At 33.7% G+C, this 17,744-nt stretch carries 11 protein-coding genes; 7 read left to right on the plus strand and 4 right to left on the minus strand.

Going from position 1 to position 17,744, the window contains the following annotated elements; genetic code table 11:
• Positions 1 to 31: 31 nt before the first annotated feature.
• The 4 genes from Z054_RS0120615 to Z054_RS30480 all read right to left on the minus strand — a co-directional run bounded on the left by Z054_RS0120615 (position 32) and on the right by Z054_RS30480 (position 6,155).
• On the minus strand, positions 32 to 3,637 hold the full coding sequence (locus Z054_RS0120615; RefSeq protein ID WP_024771927.1) for a hypothetical protein: 3,606 nt from the start codon (positions 3,635 to 3,637) through the stop codon (positions 32 to 34).
• Positions 3,638 to 3,869: 232 nt separating this feature from the next.
• Positions 3,870 to 4,562: a hypothetical protein gene (locus Z054_RS0120620; RefSeq protein WP_024771928.1), complete on the minus strand. Its 693-nt coding sequence runs from the start codon at positions 4,560 to 4,562 to the stop codon at positions 3,870 to 3,872.
• 44 nt (positions 4,563 to 4,606) lie between these two features.
• Positions 4,607 to 5,458 (minus strand): hypothetical protein, encoded by an 852-nt coding sequence (locus tag Z054_RS0120625; protein ID WP_152538632.1) that lies wholly within the window; start codon positions 5,456 to 5,458, stop codon positions 4,607 to 4,609.
• A 418-nt stretch (positions 5,459 to 5,876) separates the two neighbouring features.
• Positions 5,877 to 6,155, minus strand: coding sequence for a hypothetical protein (locus tag Z054_RS30480; protein ID WP_024771930.1), 279 nt, complete (start codon positions 6,153 to 6,155; stop codon positions 5,877 to 5,879).
• Positions 6,156 to 6,467: 312 nt separating this feature from the next.
• Between Z054_RS30480 and Z054_RS0120635 the strand changes: the two genes are divergently transcribed.
• The 7 genes from Z054_RS0120635 (at position 6,468) to Z054_RS0120670 (ending at position 17,737) form a co-directional block, all read left to right on the plus strand.
• The gene (locus Z054_RS0120635) at positions 6,468 to 7,196 is read left to right on the plus strand and encodes a LexA family transcriptional regulator (protein ID WP_024771931.1); all 729 of its coding nucleotides are present in this window, start codon (positions 6,468 to 6,470) and stop codon (positions 7,194 to 7,196) included.
• A gap of 407 nt (positions 7,197 to 7,603) precedes the next feature.
• A complete protein-coding gene (locus tag Z054_RS0120645) occupies positions 7,604 to 10,813 on the plus strand; it encodes a SusC/RagA family TonB-linked outer membrane protein (RefSeq protein WP_024771932.1) in 3,210 nt (1,069 codons plus the stop codon).
• Between the two features lie 10 nt (positions 10,814 to 10,823).
• Positions 10,824 to 12,260 carry a SusD/RagB family nutrient-binding outer membrane lipoprotein gene (locus Z054_RS0120650; RefSeq protein WP_024771933.1) on the plus strand — a complete coding sequence of 479 codons (1,437 nt, stop codon included), beginning with the start codon at positions 10,824 to 10,826 and terminating at the stop codon, positions 12,258 to 12,260.
• Positions 12,261 to 12,321: 61 nt separating this feature from the next.
• A complete protein-coding gene (locus tag Z054_RS0120655; protein WP_024771934.1) occupies positions 12,322 to 13,425 on the plus strand; it encodes an alkaline phosphatase family protein in 1,104 nt (367 codons plus the stop codon).
• A gap of 286 nt (positions 13,426 to 13,711) precedes the next feature.
• Positions 13,712 to 14,545, plus strand: coding sequence for a DUF5694 domain-containing protein (locus Z054_RS0120660; RefSeq protein WP_152538633.1), 834 nt, complete (start codon positions 13,712 to 13,714; stop codon positions 14,543 to 14,545).
• 343 nt (positions 14,546 to 14,888) lie between these two features.
• Positions 14,889 to 16,394, plus strand: coding sequence for a pyridoxal phosphate-dependent decarboxylase family protein (locus tag Z054_RS0120665; RefSeq protein WP_024771936.1), 1,506 nt, complete (start codon positions 14,889 to 14,891; stop codon positions 16,392 to 16,394).
• 11 nt (positions 16,395 to 16,405) lie between these two features.
• Entirely contained in the window at positions 16,406 to 17,737 is a 1,332-nt protein-coding gene (locus Z054_RS0120670; protein ID WP_024771937.1) for a lysine N(6)-hydroxylase/L-ornithine N(5)-oxygenase family protein, read from the plus strand.
• The last annotated feature ends 7 nt before the right edge of the window (positions 17,738 to 17,744 follow it).

Here is a 17,744-nt window from a genome sequence, read left to right on the forward strand (position 1 = left end):
TGATATGTTGATTATAAATGTCGTGTCTACACTATTCTACTAGTGTTGCTGTTTTCTTATTACTTTTTAGGCTTTTTATAGTGCTGGGATCATCTTTATTATACATAGCATACCAGCCTAGTCCAGATGATTTTCCTCCAGAATTAGGATTGCCAAATAGATAAAATAAAGAAGAGCCATTAGGCGGAATTTTAAGTAAGCCTAAAAACTTCAAAGCGATTTGGGTAAACATAAGAAGGAATGATTTCTGACTATCGTCAAATGCCAATCGAAGCTGTCCTATAGAGAGTTTGAGTACCGATTGTAAACTAATCAATTTTGCTCCTCCTCCCGTACCTGGTAAAGAAATGCCAATGTTGGCATTGTAATTATCTCCAGTGCTATCGGGTGCCCAGCTTAATAGCAGAAAAGAGTCTAAACTTACCTTACCTGCCAATTCCCCGGGAGTCCCCATATTTAGTTTAAAATCCAAACCATACCAGGTAGAGTTATCAACCCCAGACAACCTAACATCGGGGATTACGGTTAAGAACCCTTTGTCCTGAGGACTTTTTTCACTGTTTCCGATAATTAAACCCTTTAGATCCAGTGCAAAATTGATAAACAAACTTTCGCTTCTGGCTGTACTGGCGGTGATATCAAAGGTAATTTCTCCTGCATCAAAATTCAGAGATTTATTTTGTTGTGGATTTGCAATTTCATAAACCATAGAAATCCCCAGATTGCTGAAATTAAGACCACTTCTTGGAGTGAGGTTATCGTTATCAGGACTTCCAAAAGAGAAAATATCAAAATTGGTTATATTCTCTGAATCACTTGTATTCTCAATAATTTTATAATCAATGAATCCTTGCATACTAAACCAGGACTCATCATATCCTTCTTTAGGGGAGTCTCGTGTAGTTAATAGTACATTAGTGATCTCTATTTTATTATAGATATTGCTATCAAACAGGAAGATGTTATCTTCAACACTACCCATGCTATATACTGCATTGCCATTATTAATCTGAAAACTACCTTTGAGTAAAATATTTTTGAAAATATTTTCGGGATTTCCCATACTTAATACTTCACTATCAAAAAGTTTATTGATGGTTAATTGAGAATAACTTTCAAAGTTTTTTACTGCAGTATTTTCGAATAAAACTTTTAGCGATAGTAGCCTAAAGTCATAAGTATCTGCAGTAGTCGGAGAGATGGTTTCTGGTGGATTAATGGTGTCATCAAAGTCTGGATCTACATAATAAATCAAACCAAACATAGTACTGGATTGATCAACAACGGCTCCTGCATTTTTGGTATCTCCTTTTTTTACAGGGCTTATTTCTACAGCAAAATGATGTGCATTAAATGCTTCGGGATTAGTGATCCCAGCCATGATGCCCTGGAGATTCGTTGGGATTTCTTTAATATCCATTCGCAATACCAGAATACCTGTCCAGTTTTCATCGATAGCGATTTCATTAAATTTAGAGAAATATTCGTTGTCAGATTGCTCATATGTTTTTTTGAAATAAGATTGCAACCATTGTGATAGTATGATCAATTGATCGGTATCTGGTTCTTGTTGAGCTCCTTCAGAATTAATAGTAGATGGAGAACCAAATTGATCACGTTGTGTCCATTTTTTGGGATTAGCAACGAGACTTTCTTTAGCACTTATTTCTGAGTCAGGATTAGGGTCGTATAATTTACCTTTACGACCTTTAATGATCATGATGTTTTTGTAGTTGTTGTATTCACTTCCTTGCCCTACATTGGCTTGTAATTGCCAACTATCAATACTCATGATGTTATTAAATGTAGCTGTTAGAGGGTCTTCTTCGCCTAATGCTCCTAAATATTCTGAATTCGCAGTGACTAAAAAGAGATCACTGGTTTGTAGTGCCTCGACCAGTTCATTTTCAGGATTTAAAAACTCTAGTTTGTACTTTTCGTTATGATCTGTATTTTGACCTAAGAAAACTTCGTTCCATAGGGTTTGTCCTCCGCTTTGTGTTGTATTGGCCAGAAGCCCTGAAGGAGTTGTAGAAGTAGTGGGTGTAACTCCGTTTTTATTTACCATTTGTTTTGCAGACAATAATGATGTATTAGTGCTTGCTTTTCCGATGTTACCTCTGCGGGTTTGACTGATGATTTGACTTTCAAACGTTTCAGTATCTGATTCAGAAAAAGAAGTGACTCCATTCCCTACGGTTAACCCCAGGTATGGAACTATCGGAAATAGGGTTGTGTTATCCGCAGTATATGTAAACCCTAAATTATTATGAACAAATAAATCCTGGTATTTATATGAAGAATTACCTTCTCCAAAAAGAGCCGAACCTTTTGGTTGAGATACATAGGTAACCGTATTGCCAGAAGTATTTAGTATAGTTGCCCAGGAAGTTTCTTTTGAATGAGTTAATAAAGGTGCAGTTGGTGATTCTGGCGCTTTTACAGATGAAGCAGCTTCAAAAGGGAATTTAGGTGCCAATGCTGCATTTTTAGAAATAAAACGAATGGTATCTCCTTTTTGACTCAAGGTGAAAAATTCTGTACCCTGTAGACCGCACATCATGTAGTATTCACCAGTGGTTGTTTCTTTTTGAAATTGAATTTCAAAATCTCCTTCGGGAGTAAAATGAAATTGTTCTGTATTACTATTATCATTAATAGCCCCTGTAGAAATTACCAGACGGGCGTTATATATATTGTTAGCTTCTTGTTTAGGTAATAGTGCTATTTCATTTCCGTAATTAGAAGTGAAATAAGAGTATAAGGTAGTATCTCTTTGATCGCTGTTTTTGCCGGTAAAGTTAAAATAAGTTCTTCTTGAGTTGTATGCAGTATTGATATTACATACAGAAGAATCATCATTAGGACAGGGATCAAAGGTTTCATTAGTAACATCTGATGGATCAATAACAACACTAAAACCAAGATAATCTCCTGCAGGAGTACTTTGAGCTAATGGTAACCATTCTGATAGTGAGTCTTCATCTCCTTCTTCTTCTGGAAATAAATATTGAAACCCCCATTTTAGATCATTTAAAAGAGAAAGCCTATTGATAAAAAAATTAGAAAAACGTATACAGCCACGTAACTCTCCCGAGAAATCGATGTATCCTATTTTGGTAGGAATAGTTTTTGGAGAGGAAGTTCCTGAAAAATTAATGACCAGATTACCTGGGTTACCATTAAGAGTAATTACGCTGGAAGCATCATCCAAAATGAGATCCATTCCATTTTGTATCGTAAGGTTTAAACTTGAGGTAAGAGGTGCTTGTAATCCAGTATTTAAACTAGAACCATCTGCACTAAGCCCCATGAGTGATGTGTTAGATTTGTCGATTTCATTGATGTCAATCTGTTCAAGCCATATCATTGCTCTATTAGCAGAACTAGAGGAAATTAACTCGTTTATGTTTTTTACAAAAATTTGAGCATCTGCATCATTTTCAATAGAAGGTGCTTGTGCAGAAAACACAAAATTTCCGTTATAATATGTATTACTCAGAGCATCTTTTAGGTAAATAGTACCATCGGGAGGATCAATACCTTCTGGAGTAACAAAAGCAATAAAACCACGATCACCTATTGCATTTTCAGCGATGTATAACTGATTGATAAACTTCTTAGAGAAAACTGTCATGTCTAACTAATTAAGATGGATAAAAGCGATAAGCCTTTCCTTGTTTTAAGAGAATATAAGAGCACTACTAGTTTGTTTTTAGACAAAAAAGCATAGATGATGATCGGGATAATTCTTCTGAAATTCAGGTGAGTAAAGACCTATACATGCATAGGCCTTTACTTCTCTGAATACACAAATTAATGCTTACTCCTGATCATAATGTATAGGAGATAATGATTGACCTGAACTATTAATTAGTAAACGTATAGGCAGCAGCCATAGTTTCCTGATTACTATTCCCAGTAGGATTATATCCACTCATGAAAATAGCTATAGTGTAGGTAAGGCCTCTGCCAATATTAACATTGTTAAAAGCTCCGCCATTATTACTAGTGATCTGAACCGCAGATAACGGACGAGCGTAGTAAGAAGGAGCTCCTGCTTGCCAGATAGCTGCCCAGGCACTATTACCTTTAAGATCGATTTGATTTGGGAAATTTTCCAAACCAAAAGATACACTAGTTGTACCAGGTTTTACGTTAACGATTGTTCCTTCAAAATTATTAGTAGGACTTGGTTGTCCAGCAGCAGGAATAAATGAAGAAGAACAAATGTTTCCATAAGTCTGTGCAGGATCGTTTAATGTAGGACCAACCGCATACCCAACAATGTAGCTATTGTTATTAAGGTCTAGACCATCAAAGTTTAAAGATCCAGCCTGAGTATTACTCGGTATGATCTTGCTTTGAAGTGGTGGTGTACCAAATGGTATCTCGTTACTGTTCTGCCATAATACTACTTGGTTCCCAAAAGTATTAGGTTGATTCCCCGAAAGAGTATCGTAAGTAATGTCAAGAGAATTGGCCGTAATGGTAGTAATCTCAATTTTTGTAGTTAATACCGTTGTTGATTTTCCTTGTTTTTCTAATGTTGCAGTACTCATAATTGTTTAGATTTAAATGTTAATTTTAGGTTTTAAAAATGTATCTATTTATCCGATGCCGGATCACTTGTGTTAAAATTTAATATGGCTGCAGCCGTGGTATTATCTGCTCCCATGAAGTATATTAAAGTATATTCAGTATCTCTACCCAACGATAAGTTGTTTAGCGCTACGATCCCTTGATTAGAATAGCTATCTATTTTTGTTCTAATAAGAGCATCAGGAGGTAGATTATATGGAGAGGCATAGCCTTTCCATAATCCAACCCAATTCCCATTTTCTTTGGGTAGGTAGCCAGAAAGAGTTTGATAGAAAACAGATAATGAAGTTTGTCCTAAATTTTCAATTCCAATATGTACATTAGACAGCGGTGCCTTGATACCTCCTGCACCTAGAATTGCACTGGCACAAATATTTCCTGTTCCAGAACCTACTCCATATCCGACTACATAGCTGTTATACGTAATAGTAAGACCATCTATAGTAACGGTACCACTTTGGGTATTAACCCCTATTTCTATCATTCTTATAGGTTCTACTGTCCAGGGAATAACAGATGATTCCCAAATAGCTATAAAATTTTTGTATGTTGATGGTTGATTAGCAGGAAGTCCAGAAAAGGCTACAGTAATTGATTCTCCGGTAAAACTAGTAATTTCAATCTTACAGGTATTGAGTTTTGCCGTTTCAATTGCTACAGCAAGAGGTTGAAATTCTTTCAAAGCAATAGTATTAATATTAGAGGTATTAAATTTCACTACAGGACAGGATGCTAAAACGCATGATGACTGATTTGGGAAATGTAAAAAGAGTATAATTATACTTAATGATATAATTCTCTTAGTAGTAAATCCGTAAAACCCCGGTTTAAAGAAATAGTTGAAATTTATTAGCATTGCTATTTACTTTTCGATTTGTGTGTGTAAGTTGGTATATTGAGTATGAATGTACTCTTGTACTAAGATACCTTTAAACCAAAACATTTCCTATAGGTATAAACCCGTGTTTTTTAAGGATTTACAGGGGTGTTTTTAGGGATTAAAGTAAGGGTTTAACCATAAAAAAGAAGGGAAAAAAGGATGGTTGTTGCTTAAAATCAGAAGGTTTGCAATTATTCTCGATAAGAGACAGTACTTTTCTTAAAAGTGAAACAATCATGACAGAAATTAACGAACTGTCATCAAAAACTAAATATTTATAAACTGAAAAAAAATAAGTTGAAAAAAACTAAAAAAAGAGAGTTTGATTATATAGTATTGGAATGCACTAAAAATCGGGAATTATATATTCATTCTTAAACCTAAGACTCATAAATCACAAAACAGGTGCTAGATGAGACCTGGTATTTGAATTTTGTTCCTTTAAGTAGAATCCGAACTTAAAACCCACCTCTTCTACATATACATAACTTTGTATGGAAACATCATAGTTAATAGGAGCATTTAATTCTTTCATGAGATCTATAATACGGTAGAGTTTTGTTTTTGAAATCCCCAGACGAGATGCTAATTGTTCTGGTGATCCTGTGGCTTGTAAACGAGTGAGTTGATCTATTCGTTCTATAGTTTTAATGTGTTTAATAATAATACCCATAACTAAGTTTTTCTTTTATGATTACTGTTTTTAATCCACTTCGATTTTGATCTATGACAAATTTTTAGCTTTTGTTAGAATTCAAAATTTTCAACTTCTTTAGAGTGGTAGTATAGGGAGTAATTCAATTTTATAGTACTTAATACAGGTGAAAATGCTTTTTTGTTCATTTTTTTGTATATTTGGTTGTGAGCAATACAAATATAGTTTAAAATATTAAACTAAACAAGTTTTAAGTTTAATATTTTACACTTATTAATGAGTGTCAATATATTTTTAAACTATAAAGTTTATAATGTTAACTTTTTAAGCATGGATTTACAAAAGATTAAGGAAATAGCAGACGAAAAAGGTAAGTTAATCAAGGATTTGATTGAAGAGACGGGAATTAAGAAAGGAACTCTTTTCAATTATATGAAAGGGAAAACGGCTATTACTTTAGAAGCTTTTCTAAAAATATCAGACGTTTTAAAAGTTCCGCCTTTAGAATTATTGGCTGTAGTTCAAAATATTAAACTTAATAATGATACAGCAGAAATGATTCATGATATGGAATCTACTAGTGATACAGAACAGATCAAATCGAATTCTATTAATGTTATGATGATTCCTTTGGTAAACCAATATGCATATGCAGGATATTTAAGCGGTTTTGAGAATGAAGGTTATGTAGGAGAATTACCAAAAATGCCATATTTAGCAGATAGACAATATAAAGGTAATTATGTGTTTTTTGAAGTAAAAGGAGATTCGATGGATAACGGTAGTTATGAAAGTTATCTAGAAGGTGACCTTATCCTTTGCAGAGATGTTAGACAGGATTTTTGGAGTAGTAAATTACATATTAATAAATGGGATTTTGTAATCGTGCATAAAGAAGAGGGAATTCTTTTAAAAAGAATTATAGAGCATGATGTTGAAAAAGGAATCCTAACCCTACATTCTTTAAATGAATACTATGATGATATCGAAGTGCATCTAAAAGATGTTGCAAAGATTTTTAATGTTGTAGACGTAAGAAGGCATAAGAATAGACGATAATCATGAGTTTGTTTTAAAAATTCTTTTAAACACAAAATGTAGGTATTGTTACAATTTCCTCATTTCTTAATAACCTTCATTTTTGTTAGGATTAAAAATATAGAAATCGATTCAATTAATACCCAGAACTCTTTAGTTACAGGGGTATAATTTTCAAATATAGATTTTAGTTCTAATACATGTTTTTCCTTGCCAATCATTTCTTTTTGTAATAATTTTTTCAAAAAGAGTAACTCATTTCTTAAAACTAGAAACGGAGGTTAAATTAAGTTAATCTTTTTAACGTTAGGTTTACGATTTGTCATTATTATAGTAATGATTAAATAATGTTTCTATTTTACTAATATTAAAATTTATGTACAATTTTGACCAGTAAATTTAGTATTAGTAAAATTTAAACTTAACAAATGAAAAGTTCATTAACACTTTTTTCAGTATTATTTTACTTTTTTTCTACGGTAGTCAGCGGTCAGGAATCTAGTATTAAGGGAATAATTACAGACGGTCAAACCCCGCTTCCCGGAGCAAATATTATGCTTCAGGAAATTCAAAAGGGGGTAGTAACAGATTTTGATGGTAATTTTGAAATCATCGGAATTCAGGAAGGACAATATAGTATTGCTATTTCTTATCTTGGTTTTGAGGATAAGGAGATTTCAATTACAATACATCCAGGGGAAATTAAAAATTTAGGGAGTATTGAACTCGTTGCTTCTGCAGAAGCTTTGGATGAAGTTGTAGTCACAGCTTTGGGTATAGAGAAAGAAAAAAAACGATTAGGTTATGCGGTACAAGAAGTGCAGGGAGATCAACTTACAACGGCAAGAGAAACTAATGTTACTAATTCATTAGCAGGTCGTGCAGCCGGAGTTCAAATAACAGGAGGAGGATCAGGTGTAGGATCAACTTCGTTAATTACAATACGCGGAGAAGGTTCACTTATCCCGGGTAATAACTCTCCTTTGTTTGTAGTAGATGGTATCCCGATAAGTAACCGTACTGTTAGTAATCGGGCCGAAGGAAACCTTGAAACAGATTATGGTAATGGAGCACAGGATATTAATCCAGATGATGTTAAGTCTATTTCTATTCTTAAAGGGCCTAATGCAACTGCTCTTTATGGATCTCGAGGATTAAATGGGGTGGTTTTAATTACTACGAAGTCTGCCGAAAGAACAAAAGGGCTTGGAATTAGTTTTACGCAAAATGTAACCTTTGAAAATGCATTAAGAATACCAAAATATCAAAATCAATACGGCCAGGGTGCTGGAGGAGAATTTACCTTTCTTGATGGATTTGGAGGCGGTATAAATGATAATATTGATGAGAGTTGGGGACCACGTTTAAATGGACAGTTGATTGCTCAGCATGATAGCCCAACAACAAGTGGTTTTAGAGCAGGAGATTTTGCAGTAAGACCAAGAAATTCTGATGGTACTTTTGCAGATGAAATTATCCTAACACCATGGAAATCTAATCCTGATAATATTGAAGACTTTTTTAAAACAGGATCAACAATAACAACAAACCTGGCTTTAACAGGAGGGAATGAATTTGGGAATCTAAGACTTTCCTTAACAAATTTAGAAAGTGAGGGCATTCTGCCAAATACAGATTATGACAGAAGAACGTATGCGCTAAACGGTTCTTATAATTTAACAAAATGGTTAAAAGTTTCTTCATCGGTTAACTACGTCAATAGCAAAAGTAATAATCGGCCAAACAACTCTTACGGTACAGAGAATATCATGTATTTATGGGTTTGGTTTGGACGCCAGATTAATATGAATTCACTTCGCAATTACTGGCAACCTGGTCTTGAAGGGAGGCAGCAGTTTAATTACAATTATAATTGGCATGATAATCCATTTTTTACATTAAATGAAAACACAAATGGATTTGATAAAAACCGTGTTTTTGGTAATGCTAGGGTAGATATGAATATCACACCTAGTCTATCTCTTATGTTACGTACAGGTGTTGACTATTTTAGTGAACTACGTGCCAGTAGACGAGCCTATAGTACACAGCGATTTGCAAAAGGACAATATCGAGAAGATGATATTTTCTTCAAAGAACAAAACACCGATTTTCTCCTGCAATATAATAAAGCCCTAAATGAAGATTTTACCATGGGATTATCTGTGGGAGGTAATACCAGAGAAGAAGAAAATCGATATAAACGAATTAGTGCAAACTCATTATCAGTCCCTGGAATTTATAATTTCGAAAATTCGGCAGAACCATTGTCAAAAACACAATTTAATGATAAGCGTAAAATCAATTCATTATACGCATTTGCCAATTTTTCATATAAAAACTTTCTCTTTCTGGATATTACAGGAAGAAATGATTGGTCGAGTACATTACCTAAGGGTAATAACTCATATTTCTACCCATCTGTCGGTCTTAGTGCTATAATATCTGATATGGTAGAATTACCAGAGATGTTTTCTTTTGTAAAACTTCGTGGTGGCTGGGCTGTTGTTGGTAATGACACCGATCCTTATGCGCTTAGAAACACATTTTCGTTTAATGAGCCTTTTGGTAATTTTCAACGTGTAAATGCGTCAGATATATTGCGCAATGAAAACTTGAAACCAGAAGAAGCTTCATCAACCGAAGTTGGAGCAGATATCCGTTTTTTTAATAACCGTTTAGGTTTTGATGTTACATATTATAAATCTACAGTAAAGAATCAAATCCTGACTTTACCTGTGTCTAATACTTCTGGATTCGAATCAAGGATTATTAATGCGGGTGAAATCGAAAATACTGGTTTTGAAGTTGTGTTAAATGCTAAGCCTATAAAAAGTAAAAATGGATTTACATGGGAAACCAATGTTAATTTCACCAGCGCACGTGGTGAAGTAAAATCTTTGATTGATAATTTAGATACGTATGAGATATCCTCTAATTATGTTAATGTACTAGCCCAAGTTGGAGGTAGAATGGGAGATATTTACGGTACAGGTCTGGTAACGGTAGATGATCCTAGTAGTCAATTTTTTGGTCAGGTCGTACACAATGAAGATGGCTTTTCTGTGCGAGATCCAAACTTAAAAAAATTAGGAAATTATAATCCGGATTTTACTGTAGGTTGGCAGAATACATTTAGTTATAAAGGATTTAATTTTGGTTTCTTATTTGATTGGAGACAAGGAGGAGAAATCATGTCTAGAACAACCCTGATCGGCGGTACTTCGGGAATGATGGATTTTACCGCTGTTGGAAGAGAAACAGGAATCATCTCAGAAGGTGTTATCCAAAATGCAGATGGAAGCTATAGACCAAATGATGTAGTGCTTTCTGGACGAGATTATTATTGGTGGCGTTATAATCGTGGAAACGAAGAAATAGGGATATTTGATGCCTCTTTTCTAAAACTACGAGAAGTACGTTTAGGGTATAACTTCCCTCAAAAAATTCTTGAAAAGACTATCATTAAGAGCCTGTCATTATCATTGGTAGGTAGAAATTTAGCGCTATGGACAGAAAACCCTCATTTTGATCCAGAGACCATTTCTTTCAATGGAGGGACTATCGTGCCAGGAGTTGAAGATATGGCATTGCCAAGCTCCAGAAGCTATGGGATTAATCTAAATGTAACTTTCTAAAGTAAAAAAGATGAAAAAATATATAATATTAGGAGTAACGATATTGATATCAGTGCTATCATGTACTAATGATTTTGAAGAAACGAATGCTAATCCCAACCAACCTGAAGAAGTAAGTTCAGATTTATTATTATCTACAGTTATCTCTACTGTTGCTAATAGAGCAGCACAATCTGGATGGGATAGAGGAAATATTGTAGGCCAGTTGACAGCAAAGATCAATTTTACAGGTTTTGACCGTTATGAATGGGGCTCAGAATCTGGACTGTGGAATGAATACTACGGGATTCTTCCGGAAATTGACCTTATTTTAAAAACTTCATTGCAAGAAGAGACCAAAAACACAAGTTACGAAGGGATGGCATTAATCCTTAGATCTTATGTCTTTTCTATTCTAACAGATAACTGGGGAAGTATTCCTTTTTCGGAAGCGATAGATGGTAAAGACGGGAACTTCACTCCCAAGTATGATAATCAACAAGATATTTATACTGCAATTCTTCTGGATTTAAAAAAGGCAGAACAACAATTGGCAATCGGACAGCCTATCCTTGGTGGTGATGTTTTGTATGGAGGCGACCTTGAAAAATGGAGAAAACTGGCAAACTCTTTAAGACTTCGCTATCTTTTAAGGATTTCGAACAAAGTAGATGTTTCTTCAGAGATGAAAGAGATAGTAGATACCGGTGTTTTTATAACAACCAATGCAGATAATGCAGCGGTATCATACCCAGCAACGACACAAATAGATTCATGGCCTATAAGTACTGGTCGAATCGGTGGATTTGATGAACACCGACTTAGTGAAACCAGTGAGAGCATTTTAAAACAATTTAACGACCAACGTCTATCAAAGTGGTTTCAGCCCACAGATAACCCTGATGATGATCCAGGTCTTTTTGTAGGATTAACTAATGGATTGAGTGAAGATAATGCATCAACTTTTAATGGGGGTGCCAGTAATGTATCAAGAATAAATCAATCATTCTTTTATGATTCTCCAAATAGTGTAAAAGCCGCAATCATACAAGCAGCCGAAGTACATTTCATACTTGCAGAGGTTGCGCAACGAGGCTGGGTTACGGCAGATGCCAAAACATTATATGAAGATGGTGTGAGATTATCTTTTGAGTACTGGGATGTTAATCAGGATGTTACTGCTTATCTTGCACAAACTGGTGTAGCATATGATGATAAGTTGGAAACAATAATCACTCAGAAATGGTTAGCATCATTTTTGGTCGGTCTTGAAGCCTGGTATGATTTTAGAAGAACAGGGTTACCTTCGGTAGTTGTTCCGGGACCAGATAATGTAAACAGTGATCGTGTACCTGTACGTTTCTTATATCCTGATAGCGAGCAAACACTTAATAATGAAAATTATGAGCAGGCAATTTCCCAGATGGGAGGCAACGATATCAATATAAAAGGCTGGTGGGAGAACTAATGATCACAAGGTTTTAGTTAAGTGATATTGTAATTTAGACTAACATTTAAGAAAATAACGAATGAAAAAAAATATAATCTTTATAGTCGTTTTTGCTATGCATTTGTTTGCAGTTAATGGTAATGCGCAAAAAGAAAATTCGCCAAAAGTAATTTTAATCACTTTGGATGGATTACGTTGGCAAGAACTTTATACTGGTCCTGATTCACTATTAGTAACGAATAAGACATATGTAAATGATACGACGAAGCTAAAAGCAGATTTTTGGAGATCAGAAGCAAAAGACCGAAGAGAGGCTCTAATGCCATTTTTTTGGAAGGATATTGCTTCTATGGGACAACTACACGGAAATAGAAATGCAGGAAGTAAAGTCAATCTAACGAATATGATGTGGTTTTCATATCCGGGATATAATGAGATCTTAACCGGGGTTGCCGATGATAAGAATATCAACAGCAATAAAAAGATAAATAATCCAAATAGAACGGTATTGGAAATAACAAATAATCTGCCAAATTATAAAGGAAAAGTAGCAGCTTTTGGAAGCTGGGATGTATTTCCGTATATCGTAAACGAAGATCGCTCAGGAGTTCCTGTTAATGCAGGTTTTGAGGCCGCCAAAGGAAACAATCTTAGTCAACGAGAAGTATTTTTAAACCAGTTACAGGATCAGACTCCAAGCCCTTGGAGTACGGTTCGTTTAGATGCTTTTACTCATCACTATACGCTAGAGTATATGAAGAAAAACCATCCTGATTTAGTCTATATCGCATATGGTGAAACAGATGATTTTGCTCATGACGGAGACTATGAAGCTTATTTAAAAGCGGCTCATAACACAGATGGTATGATCAAAGAATTATGGGAGTTTACCCAACAGGATTCATATTATAAAGACAATACCGTCTTTATTATCTCTACAGATCATGGTAGAGGAACAGAGCCTCTGGACACCTGGAAAAGCCACGGAACAAAGATAAAAAATGCTGGACAAGTATGGATTGTTGCTTTCGGAAAAGGAATAACTGCTTTGGGAGAAGTAAAAAATACCGAACAGTTGTACAGTAACCAAATAGCTGCAACAGTTGCTGCGGTTATGGGAAATGAATACCCTGTTGAAAATGCGGGGAAACCGATTGAGAGTATAGTGAAATCAAAAAAATAACTATATATCAATCAGTTTAATCAAAAAAGAGGTATTACATAAACTCTAACTCTTATTCTTGAATATCTAAGTGAACTCTCAAAAAATACTTTGATAATTATTTACTCATGTATTAGAGGTAGATAATAAGCATTTTGCGAGAAGTTTCACTTGGATTTAAGAAACATTCAGAATTTATCTTTCAAAAAACGACGATTACATATCATTCTTTGATTGTTATTTATCACGAAAAGACCTTTTCTGTAACAACTTAAGTAAATTAACATCTTTACTATAAATATGGTACATGATGAATCTTAAAACTCCGTTTTCTGTAATATTGCTTTCTATTATTGTGTTGTTCCTGTCATGTGAGAATACCAAACAGGCAAAATCATCTAAAGAAAAAGTAGAATTACCCAACATTGCTTTATTAGGTACATTCCATTTTGCTACTACTTCAGATTATTCATCAATGGATCTTGATGATTTTAAGTCTGATAAAAGACAAAAAGAAATTCGTTTGCTAATAGAGGCACTTAAAACATATAAACCAACAAAAATTATGGTTGAGTATCCTTACAGAAAAGAGGATAAACTCAATGATGATTATAAAGAATATCTTAAAGACATATATGCTTTAACCATTAATGAAATTGATCAATTAGGTTTTCGTCTTGCCAAAGAGTTAGGGCATCAAAAAATCTATTGCATAGATCAAAAAATGTCGCTTCCTTTTGCACCGTTGTCTAAATATGCAGAAAAGTATGAAAAGCAAAAATTTGAAACTTTTCTATCAAGTATTAAAGAAAATGATAAACAAGATTCCAAACGTTTAAAAACAACAACATTATTAGAGTATTTTGCTTATAAAAATTCTAACAAAGAAGATTTAAAAAATAAAAATCAATATTTAAAAGGAACTGCTCAGTTTGTTTCTGATTCAACTTATATTGGAGTAAAGTTTGTTTCGAAATGGTGGGAACGCAATTTTCATATTATGGCTAATATTGATATGCAAACACAAAAAGATGATAGACTTTTGGTTATTGTAGGAGGAGCCCATCGAGCTGTTTTGAAAGATTTTTATGAAGATAGAGAGGATGTTGAGTATGTTGAAATTTCGGATTACTTAAAATAAAGTGTTTTAGATTTTTTAAATAAGGTAAATGAATATTGTTGTTTATGTTATTGATTGTAATATACTTAAAATCAATTGTTTATGTGTTTATCTCTAAATAAAATATAGCATAAAGTAATTAATACTTTATTAAATCGTTTAGTGTTTAACCCATAAGTATTAGAGTTTAAATGTTTAAACCACTTCGGTATTTATCTATAAAATTTCAAAATAATATTAGGTATGTATTAAGTAACACCTAGTTAAATATTCACGTCATTTTTTATCCAGTTTCCGTCATTTAGTTATTTCAAATGATAGTTAGTTTTGCATTAAAATTTATTTAGACCAAATAAAAATAACTATGCTGTCGGAAACCCAAATTACCCTTAAACCTGACCTTGCGGTTGACTACCTTTTTGATACTCATTCTAAACACGAATACGAAGAGTACATACAAAAAACTGTTCAATATATTAAAACCTTTTTGGATAATGATTGTTTCTATAGCGGAGAATCCGCAGAAATGCTAAAGTCCCGTAAAGAAGGTATTTCTGTAAATTCACATGCCAATTTAACATTAGATCAGGCATTACGAGAAATCAAGGATGTGTTTCTTGATCATGCAATTTCTTTTCACCATCCTCATTACGTAGCGCATCTTAATTGCCCTGTTTTATTACCTGCATTAGTAGGGGATTTAATAGCCTCATCTGTTAATACAGCTATCGAAACCTGGGATCAAAGTACATCTGCTACATTAATAGAAAAAGAGATGATTCGTTGGATTTGTAACGAAATGAATTTTCCTGCAGAATCAGATGGAGTTTTTACCAGTGGTGGTACACAGTCTAATTTCAAGGCACTTTTGATGGCACGAGATCATTATGCATTTACACATTATGGTATCAACCTAAAAGAGAATGGGTGGTCTGATGAGGTAAGTAAGTTTCGTATTTTTTGTTCAGATAAAGCACATTTCAGTATCAAAAAGAATGCAGCTTTATTAGGTATGGGATATGATTCTGTAATACCTATAGATACCGATGATAAGATGAAGATGAAGGTAAATGCTCTGGTACAAGCTATAGAAAAAGAAAAACAACAAGGCAATATTCCAATAGCAATAGTTGCTACAGCAGGAACAACAGATTTTGGAAGTTTTGATCCTTTACAAACCATCTCTAAAATTGCAAAAGAATATAATATCTGGTTTCATGTAGATGGAGCATATGGAGGATGTTATGTCTTGACCGATACCCATAAACATATGTTTAAAGGAGTCGAATATGCTGATTCGATGACTATTGATTTTCATAAAACCTTATTTCAGCCGGTATGCTCTAGTGCTTTTCTGGTTAGAGACACAAAATATTTTAAATATATTTCTTACTACGCAGATTACCTTAATCCTATAGAAAATCGGGATGAAGAATATCCAAATTTGATTGAAAAATCTATTCAGACTACCCGACGATTTGATGCTTTAAAATTATGGTTTACTTTAAAAGTAACCGGAACTAAAACTTTGGGAGGATTTCTGGAAAAAGTACATTACCTGGCCCGTGAAGTTTATTATATCATTAAAGATGATATTTATTTTGAAGTAGCACATCAACCAGAACTAAGTACTCTTGTGTTTCGATTTAAAATCCCTGGCGTATCCGATGAAAAAATATTGGATGCAGCAAATCTGTATATTAAAAATACACTTTTTAATGATGGTAAAGCTTCTGTAGCAAGTACCAAACTAAATAATAAAACCTACTTAAAATTTACCTTGTTAAATCCGAGAACGACAAAGGAAGATTTGATAGAGGTTATTAAAATGATTAAAGAACAAGGATTAATCTATGCCACAAATAATTAAAACAACATATGATGAATGATACTAAAATAATAGATTTTGTAGCGGTAGGTATTGGTCCTTTTAATCTGGGATTAGCTTGTTTGACCGAACCTATTAATGAGTTGGAAGGAGTTTTTTTAGACAAAAACTCTAAGTTTGATTGGCACCCTGGGATGTTGCTTCAGGATACCACATTACAGATTCCGTTTATGGCAGATCTGGTGACTCTGGCAGATCCTACCAGCCCATTTAGTTTTTTGAATTATATAAAAAAACAAGGGCGGATGTATTCTTTCTATATAAAAGAAAATTTCCTACTACTTCGTAATGAATACAATCAATATTGCCAATGGGTGATACAAAAATTACCCAACTTGTTTTTTAATACCGAAGTAACTCATATACAATATAATGAAAAAGAAGAGTACTATGTTGTTACCTCGAAATGCACACAGACTGATGAATTAAAAATATACAAAGCAAGAAAACTGGTTTTAGGAACAGGAACTCAACCTTATGTTCCAGAATGTTGCAAACAATTAGAAGGAAAAGCATTTCATTCTTCATCATATCTAAAGAGTAAAACAGTAGTACAATCCAAAAAATCTATAACCATATTAGGTAGCGGGCAAAGTGCAGCAGAGATTTTTTATGATCTTTTGCAAGATGTTGAAACAAAAGGATATCAATTAAACTGGATTACCAGATCTCCAAGATTTTTTCCATTAGAGTATTCTAAATTAACTTTGGAGATGACTTCTCCAGAGTATGTGGATTATTTCTATAATCTACCACAGGATAAAAAGGATCATTTAATTCAAAATCAAAAACATCTCTTTAAAGGAATTAACCAAGATCTAATTGCAGATATCTATGATATGATTTATACCAAGCAATTGACTAATGATGTTAAGATATCATTGCGTACTAATTCTGAATTGACCACAGCAGAGTATAATGAAAATCAAAACACTTTTGATCTTGAATTACACCAAATTGAACAAAATAAAAGATACTGCCATCAAACAGAAGCACTAATATTAGCAACTGGCTATACCTATCAGAAACCAGAATTTGTAGACGGTATAACAGATCATATTAAATGGGATGATAAAAACAGATACGCTGTACATCGCAATTATAGTATTGATAAGAAAGGTAAGGATATCTATGTGCAAAATGTAGAATTACATACTCACGGGTTCGTAACTCCAGATTTAGGAATGGCATGTTATCGCAATTCTTTTATCATTAAAGAACTAACAGGAAAAGAATATTACCCGATAGAAAAACGTATTGCTTTTCAGCAATTTGAAGTAACCCAAGAAGAAGAAATTAATACGGAAGAACCTGTTTTAAGGTAAACCACAA

The sequence above is a fragment of the Aquimarina macrocephali JAMB N27 genome (assembly GCF_000520995.1).
Lineage (GTDB): Bacteria > Bacteroidota > Bacteroidia > Flavobacteriales > Flavobacteriaceae > Aquimarina > Aquimarina macrocephali.

Excerpts from the sequence above, each read along its gene's own strand:
- Z054_RS0120615 (WP_024771927.1), bottom strand. The coding sequence starts at position 3,637 with ATGACAGTTTTCTCTAAGAAGTTTATCAATCAGTTATACATCGCTGAA.
- Z054_RS0120620 (WP_024771928.1), bottom strand. The coding sequence starts at position 4,562 with ATGAGTACTGCAACATTAGAAAAACAAGGAAAATCAACAACGGTATTA.
- Z054_RS0120625 (WP_152538632.1), bottom strand. The coding sequence starts at position 5,458 with ATGCTAATAAATTTCAACTATTTCTTTAAACCGGGGTTTTACGGATTT.
- Z054_RS30480 (WP_024771930.1), bottom strand. The coding sequence starts at position 6,155 with ATGGGTATTATTATTAAACACATTAAAACTATAGAACGAATAGATCAA.
- Z054_RS0120635 (WP_024771931.1), top strand. The coding sequence starts at position 6,468 with ATGGATTTACAAAAGATTAAGGAAATAGCAGACGAAAAAGGTAAGTTA.
- Z054_RS0120645 (WP_024771932.1), top strand. The coding sequence starts at position 7,604 with ATGAAAAGTTCATTAACACTTTTTTCAGTATTATTTTACTTTTTTTCT.
- Z054_RS0120650 (WP_024771933.1), top strand. The coding sequence starts at position 10,824 with ATGAAAAAATATATAATATTAGGAGTAACGATATTGATATCAGTGCTA.
- Z054_RS0120655 (WP_024771934.1), top strand. The coding sequence starts at position 12,322 with ATGAAAAAAAATATAATCTTTATAGTCGTTTTTGCTATGCATTTGTTT.
- Z054_RS0120660 (WP_152538633.1), top strand. The coding sequence starts at position 13,712 with ATGATGAATCTTAAAACTCCGTTTTCTGTAATATTGCTTTCTATTATT.
- Z054_RS0120665 (WP_024771936.1), top strand. The coding sequence starts at position 14,889 with ATGCTGTCGGAAACCCAAATTACCCTTAAACCTGACCTTGCGGTTGAC.
- Z054_RS0120670 (WP_024771937.1), top strand. The coding sequence starts at position 16,406 with ATGAATGATACTAAAATAATAGATTTTGTAGCGGTAGGTATTGGTCCT.